Annotated in this window: 7 protein-coding genes; 4 read left to right on the forward strand and 3 right to left on the reverse strand. The window is 27.7% G+C overall.

The window, feature by feature from the left end:
- Positions 1 to 482: 482 nt before the first annotated feature.
- Positions 483 to 965 (reverse strand): redoxin domain-containing protein, encoded by a 483-nt coding sequence (locus tag C4B24_RS04360; protein ID WP_131599556.1) that lies wholly within the window; start codon positions 963 to 965, stop codon positions 483 to 485.
- Positions 966 to 1,045: 80 nt separating this feature from the next.
- Here C4B24_RS04360 and C4B24_RS04365 point away from each other — a divergent pair, with 80 nt between their 5' ends.
- Positions 1,046 to 1,420, forward strand: coding sequence for a hypothetical protein (locus C4B24_RS04365; RefSeq protein WP_131599557.1), 375 nt, complete (start codon positions 1,046 to 1,048; stop codon positions 1,418 to 1,420).
- Positions 1,421 to 1,477: 57 nt separating this feature from the next.
- Here the strand turns inward: C4B24_RS04365 and C4B24_RS04370 are convergent, their stop codons facing one another.
- A complete protein-coding gene (locus tag C4B24_RS04370) occupies positions 1,478 to 2,284 on the reverse strand; it encodes a Cof-type HAD-IIB family hydrolase (protein WP_131599558.1) in 807 nt (268 codons plus the stop codon).
- Positions 2,285 to 2,471: 187 nt separating this feature from the next.
- Positions 2,472 to 3,212 carry a YebC/PmpR family DNA-binding transcriptional regulator gene (locus C4B24_RS04375; RefSeq protein ID WP_131599559.1) on the reverse strand — a complete coding sequence of 247 codons (741 nt, stop codon included), beginning with the start codon at positions 3,210 to 3,212 and terminating at the stop codon, positions 2,472 to 2,474.
- Between the two features lie 66 nt (positions 3,213 to 3,278).
- On the opposite strand from C4B24_RS04375, the gene C4B24_RS04380 reads away from it, so the two are divergent.
- From C4B24_RS04380 to C4B24_RS04390, 3 genes are all read left to right on the forward strand, one after another.
- Positions 3,279 to 3,704: a hypothetical protein gene (locus tag C4B24_RS04380; protein WP_131599560.1), complete on the forward strand. Its 426-nt coding sequence runs from the start codon at positions 3,279 to 3,281 to the stop codon at positions 3,702 to 3,704.
- An 83-nt stretch (positions 3,705 to 3,787) separates the two neighbouring features.
- The gene (locus tag C4B24_RS04385; RefSeq protein WP_131599561.1) at positions 3,788 to 4,711 is read left to right on the forward strand and encodes a ZIP family metal transporter; all 924 of its coding nucleotides are present in this window, start codon (positions 3,788 to 3,790) and stop codon (positions 4,709 to 4,711) included.
- 523 nt (positions 4,712 to 5,234) lie between these two features.
- Positions 5,235 to 6,451 (forward strand): hypothetical protein (locus C4B24_RS04390; RefSeq protein ID WP_131599562.1); only part of this gene is annotated, 1,217 nt, incomplete at its 3' end.

Here is a 6,451-nt window from a genome sequence, read left to right on the forward strand (position 1 = left end):
TTGTTTTAATGCCCACAATTTATCTTTAAATTTATAATGTTTCATAAAAGACACCACCCTTTCCGAGTTGTGTCTTAAATTTTTATCCTAATATAGCTTCAAAGGAAGTTCTTTTTTTTATTGCTAAATATTAGAGGAAATAAAATATCGAATTGATATTTTGGGTAAACTATATTTAATTATCTATATATAAGTGGATTTATATTGTGGCGGAAGTAATTAAAGAGTACTGAATTTAAATATTTGTGCTAAATTTAAAGGCTTATAATGAAGGATTATAGTAATAAAAGTTTTTTTATATCTTTCAAGTAAATTGGCGGTGAGAAATAAAATATTTGTCAATTTTATAAATTTTAAAATATGAGAAATGATTTGCTAACAAATTCAGGGAAGGTTATAAAAAAGCTTCTTATTTTTAACAATATTAAAATAAAACCCCTATATAATAGGAGTTAAAAAGTTAATTTATATATTTAATTTTTCTACAATCAAGTATTTAGTAAATCAAAATCTGGATCTTTAGCAATTTCTTCATTTAATACCATGTCTTGAATTATATTATTTTCATCCAATAAAATAAATCCTCTTGCATGTTTTTTTATTTTAGTGATATAAATATTTGTTTTATCTGCAAATTCTTTATATTCTTCATCTGAAACTATCAAAATATTATCTATATTGTGCGCTGCACATCATTTTGATTGTGTTTCTGGAGTATCCATTGAAATAGAAATAAAAGTTATATTTTTATTTTCATTGGCTAATCTTGCTATTTCTTGAGTTTGACGATCACAAACACTAGTATTTATATCTGGAAATATAGAAATTACTTTAGTCCCTTTTACTGATTCTAATTCAAAGTCTTTTTTATTTGTTCCTTTAGCTTTGAATTTTAAAACTTCTCCCTTTGTGATTGGATTCCCTTTTAATTTAAAAGGGATTCCTTTTATTTTAATTTTATTCATATAATAATTATATACCTCTAAGCAACCCAAAACAATAAAATATGTTTAAATAATGTAAAATTTAAAAAAGGCGGATAAAAATGATTAAAGAGAAACCAACGATGGAACTTAGATATATTATATATTTCATGTTATTTTTAGATTTCATGTTATTCATATTTGGCAGTATTATGTGAATTATTTGTATCACGAATATTAATAACAATAAAGTTTTAAATATCATTTTTTCCATTTTAGAATTTATTGTTATTACTTCAATAGCATGAACATTTACTTTACTTAATTTCCATAAGAATAAAAATTACACAAGGGTGAATATGGCAATATTGCTGATAACATCATTATTTGGCATTCCAATATTGCAAGTTATGCTATGAAAAATGCATCATACAAACTATAAAATAACAAAAGAGAATATAAAATTGCATATTAAAAAAATAATTACATCGGAGTAATTATTTTTTAAGGTCTTGGTTTGACATGTTGCAATATTTTATTTCAACACTCATTCCTTATTGCCTATATTTTTTTGTTCTATGTAGAAAATCTATTATCGCCATCCCAACTCCATTTTGATTATAAGCAGTTGTGTGAAATTTGGCTCATTCTTTAACTTTTTTAGGAGCATTTGCCATTGCATAAGAATAACCAGCTGCCTTTAACATAGTCTCATCATTTGCAGAGTCACCAACTGACATAACCTTGCTTATGTCAACATTATGTTTTTCACATATTATCTCCATAGCATGAGCTTTAGAAACCCCTGGCTTAGTTACCTCAATATGTATTGGTTTCATTCTTGCTACTGTAAAACCTTCATTCTCTAAAGATTTTTGTAGGTTATCAATTTTTTCAACATTAAGATCGTAAAATTCTATCTTGAATATATCTTTTTCTATTTTATTTGCAATTTGAATTTCTGGTCCCTTAGTTGCCATAGCTTCTTTTATAAGTTTTTTGGCCTCTTCAGAAACAAATTCGTTACAAAATAATGAATCCTCATTTCATCAATCTGCATGTATTTTTAGTTCATTTGCAAATGATAATGCTATATTTGCATCTTTTGCTAAAATCATATTTTTGTGAATAAATTCGCCGCTTACCATATCTATAATACCTGCACCATTTGAATTTATAAGGTATTTAGCTCCCAATTCTTCCGCTAGTTCTTTAATGGATGTAAAAGGACCATTTCCAGTTGCAATGTTGAACATTACTGAATCTTTCTTCGCCTCTCTGATTCTTGGTTTTAATTCTGGATGTATTTTGTGTTCCGGACCATATATTGTTCCGTCTATATCTGAAAATATTAATGACATAAATAAATTATAAAACAAAAGACTTTTTTTAATACTTGAAATAACAATTGTGATTCACAAATATGAATAATTCTATATATTAGATTGAATTAATATAAACAAAAGACCGGAGCAAATAATAAATTTTAAAAAACGATAGCTACTGCTAACGCTTATTTATTCTAAAAGTTATATCTATTTAAATTATTTACTCAAAAGACTCAGGGTCTAAATTATGGAATACTTCTTGTATATCGTCATCATCTTCAAACCTATCAATAGCATCAAGAATTTTTTGTGCTTTATCAGGATCAACTTTAACAGTCATGTTTGGTTCATATGTAACCTCAGCTGTTGAAAATGTAAGTCCGTCTAATTGATTTTCAAGGTTTTCCTTAACTTTTGAAAACTCAGTTGCTTCTGTGGTAACAATATATGTTTCCTCACCTTTTTCAAAATCACTGGCACCTACCTCTAAAGATGTCATCATTATAGTATCTTCATCACCAATTGTTAGTGGAAATTCCAAAATACCTTTCCTATCGAAAATATATGAAACTGATCCATTTTTACCTAATGACCCTCCAGTTTTATTGAAGTGTGATTTTACTGATGCTGAAACTCTATTGTGATTGTCCGAAAGGCACATAACCATAATTGAGATACCACCAGGTAAGTAACCTTCGTATATAGTCTCTTTATATACTGCACCAGCAGCACCAACACCTGTAGCTTTATCAATTGCTTTTTGAATATTTTTTGCCGGCATTGATTTTGCCTTAGCTTTAGTAACCGCTAATTTTAGAGGTGCATTTGTAGCAAGATCCCCTCCACCTGCAGCCGCAGCTACCATTATTTCTTTTGAAAATTTTGCAAAGATTTTTGATCTTGCTGAATCTTGTGCTGCTTTTCTATGTTTAATATTTGCTCATTTACTATGTCCTGCCATTATTCTCCTTTTAAGCCAATTAGTTATTTTATTGTTTAAGTATATATATTATATAATAAAGTTAATATGAAATTAAGAGATATCACAAATATCAAGTATATTTTTACAAGAAAAAATAAAAAAAGCATAAAAAATAGAGAATTTTATCTATCCGTAAATGATAAAATTATTCCTAAATGAAAAATAATGAATAATACCTCTACTGCCAAAACTATTAAAATGTTAAAAAATTTTCAAATACCACAATATGAAACAGGATATTTATTAAGAAATAAAAAAGGTTTCCAGACAATATTTTTTAATCAAAATTATGATGTTGTAGTTTCAGATAGAGATGGTAAAGTATTGAAAACTTTTATAAGTGTTAATCCTGGATATTTTTCTAAGTACTTTGCTAGTGCACATTTTGTTTATTTTTTTCCAGTGGGCACTATAAACTTTTTAAACATTAATAAAAAAGATGTAGTTATTATTAAAAGATTCGACATTTAAAAACCTTCTAAAAATATAAAAATAAAAAAAGTACCAGTAAAAGTACCAGTTGTGTTATTATTGTTGTATAGAAAGAAGGAAAAATGCAAGGATTTAATAATTTAGATCTTTCCTTAAAAGTTTTGATATTCAGTGCTGTTATTCTTTTAATACCTATTATCTTAGGGTTGATATTACCAATTGTAAAACCAACTATTAAAAGAAAATCAAATATATATTTATATTCATTTTCAGCAGGTTTTATATTAGTTCTAGGATTATATGGACTAATTGCACAACCTATGATGGAACTTCAAGAACAATTAAGTGGAGGTCATTCTCATAACCATGGTGCAGCATCTCATGCTCATCATTATGAACAATGGGAAGTAATACTAATAATGGCGGGTGTTGCTGTAGCGGGAGTTACACTAGGAATGGGTGGATCTTTCCTAGCAAGGCATATATTTATTAAAAAAGCTGGAGAAGTGCATGGTAATCATGATGATCATAACCACGGAGATCACATTTTTAATATTAAAGAAGCACAATCTGCAAAATCTAAATTGACAGTAATAACCCTGTTAGCTTTTCATAAACTACCAGCTGGTATATCTCTTGGTTTAATGATTCATGGGATGAGTACAAATCATTCAGGGATAACAATTGCAGCTATTGTAGCATTCATTATTCATACTATTCCTGAGATGTTAACTATTTATTATAGACAAATTGAAATGGGATTAAATAAATGGAAAGCTATGGGCTATACCTTAGTTATTCAATTGCTGCTTGTACCACTAATGTTTATTGGTGCCTATATTGGAGAAGGTATTCAAGATGTTGTGTGATTAATGCCTATGATTTTTGTGATTTCTGGTTCAATTTTAGTGTTTACATCAATTATAGAATTGATACCGGAATTTATCGATCAAAACATTTCACATGCCAAATGACATATAACAATGATGTTATTTGTAATTGGGTTTATGTCTGCATTATTAATACTTTTGATTCATGTTCACTAGAACAAATCTTAATTATATGAAGCAACTATATAGCACCAACTTTTGTTGGTGTTTTTTTAATATATCCTTATATTTACTAATCTTATATATTATGTCTTTGTGATTTCTGGTAGTATGTTTTTTTATCTATTTTTTTGATTTATTTTGAAAAAGTATATGGAATAATGTGAATTAAAAATATCATTAGAAGTTTAATATTTAGGCAAAGTGTATAAAATTTCGGTATGTATTATCTTTAATTGCATTCATTTTTCATTTAAAATAATCTTTTAATTAAATATATAAAACACATTTTATGATTAAATACCTTGAAATTATCAATATTTTTATAGAGATATCTTTTTTTGGGTCTTATTTAAATTGTTTTATTTAATATTTTTAATTCAAAATATTGTTTTTTAGTCCACTTGATAAAATTTGTTTTTAAGTTTGTTTTTTACTATATCCACAAAACTCATTAGATAAAATTAAAAAGTATTTATTTATATAAAATAGTAACTTAAATAAATATGGGAGGTCAAATATGAAGACTAAACAAAAAATTATTTTAAAAACAACATTGCTTTCTGCAATATTAACAGTATCTACTGCTAGTATTGTTGTATCTTGTGGCAAGACTGAAAATAAAAATTTTAATCAGAAAAAAAGGGATACAAAAGATGTAAATACACATGAACCGAAAAACATAACAAAAAAAGAAAATCCTAAAGAGTTAAATGAAAAAAACTTAGAATTAATTAAAAAATCGCTAATGAAAAAACCTTATATAAAGGAAAAAGGTAAAGATGCTAAGGAAATTGCTAAAAAAATAGAAAATGTTGACTCGCTCAAAGAAGAGTTGGGTCTTGATCTAACTAAAATAAAAGGGTCAAAAGTAACCGTTAGTGCAAAAGGCGATAATAAAGGTGACATAACTGTCTATATCCAATTAACTACAAAGGGTTTTCCTGGAACCCCTAGTCCTGTAATCGAAAAAGTTATAAACGAAGAAAAAGTGAATATTGTAACTAGTAATGAGATACAAGCCAATAATATCGCCTTACTTAAAACTATTTTAAATGATGCAACAACTATTAAAGTGCCAACTGATAAAGCTAGTGTAATTGCTTCAAGAATAACTGATGCTGCTAAACTTAAAGATGAACTAGGAATCGATTTAACTTTTATTAATGGATCAACATTTGCAATTTCAGCAACAGGTGCAACTGACGGAACAATATCAATTAGTGTAACAATGACAACTGCAGGTACAACAACACCAGACTCAAACGCATTAACTAAAGATGTGCAACAACTTTCAGATACAGAACTAGATGCAAATAAGTTGCAAAAAAACAATTTTGACACACTTAAAACCATCTTAAATGGATCACCAACTATTAAAGTACCAACTAATAAAGCTAGTGCAATCGCTTCAAAAATAACTGATGTTGCTTCGCTTAAAGATCAACTAGGAATAGATTTAACTTCTATCAATGGTAATGGTTCAACATTTGTTGTTTCAGCAACAGGAGCAACTGACGGAACAATATCAATTAGTGTAACAATGACAACTTCAGGTGCTACAACACCAGACTCAACTGCATTAACTAAAGATGTGCAACAACTTTCAGATGCAGAACTAGACGCAAATAAGTTGCAAAAAAACAATTTTGACACACTTAAAACTATCTTAAATGGCTCAGCAACTATCAAAGTACCAACTAATAAAGCTAGCGCAATCGCTTCAAAAATAACTGA

Source organism: Mycoplasma marinum (genome assembly GCF_004335975.1).
GTDB lineage: Bacteria > Bacillota_I > Bacilli_A > Mycoplasmatales > Metamycoplasmataceae > Mycoplasma_K > Mycoplasma_K marinum.